The organism is Dellaglioa sp. CoH-55-MRSF-7, assembly GCF_056782235.1.
In genome coordinates, this window is the sequence record NZ_JBXAYI010000036.1 from 1 (window position 1) to 613 (window position 613).

Here is a 613-nt window from a genome sequence, read left to right on the forward strand (position 1 = left end):
GTCCAGTTCGAGTCGATGATGAACATCGATCGAGATCATAAAACTATCACGATCTCGGACTGGGCCCCGGGCACCAACATCGAAAAGTTCGTGGCCAAGGTCCGGACGTTTGACGAGACGCAACGCTGCTACAACTCGAAGGGCAGCACTACCTACACCATCGAATGCAAGAGTGCGTACAACTACGCGCAGTTCGATAAGTGGGTGGAGAAAGTTCGCAAGGCCACGCTACAGAACCGCAGTTTCAAGATCAACGTGACGCTTCGTGAGGTCGTGGAGACGGACGGCAAGTTCGATTTCGAAACTCACTTCCTGTCGCTGAGTATCCCTGAACTGCTGGCCAAGTGGTTGGAGCTGCGCGTCGAACTCGAACTGAAGTCGTTGGCATATCGAGTGCGGAAGCAGGAAGCGGCGATTGCGTACACCGAACTCCTGATCTACGCGGTTGATCATCTGGATTCCCTGATGAAGGCCCTGAAGTCGAAGGACCCAGATGCGATGCTCCAGAAGCTGATGAAGGTGACTGCCGAGCAAGCCAAGCAGCTGCTTGATCTGCCGACTCGGCGTTGGTCTAAGCTGGATCAAGAGCAGATGAAGGTCAAGCTCAAGGAGC

General features: G+C 54.3%; 1 protein-coding gene. It reads left to right on the forward strand.

Annotated features, from left to right (window positions below; all coding sequences use genetic code 11):
• Window positions 1-613 (forward strand): hypothetical protein (locus AC1RPU_RS07730; RefSeq protein ID WP_481769600.1); only part of this gene is annotated, 613 nt, incomplete at both ends.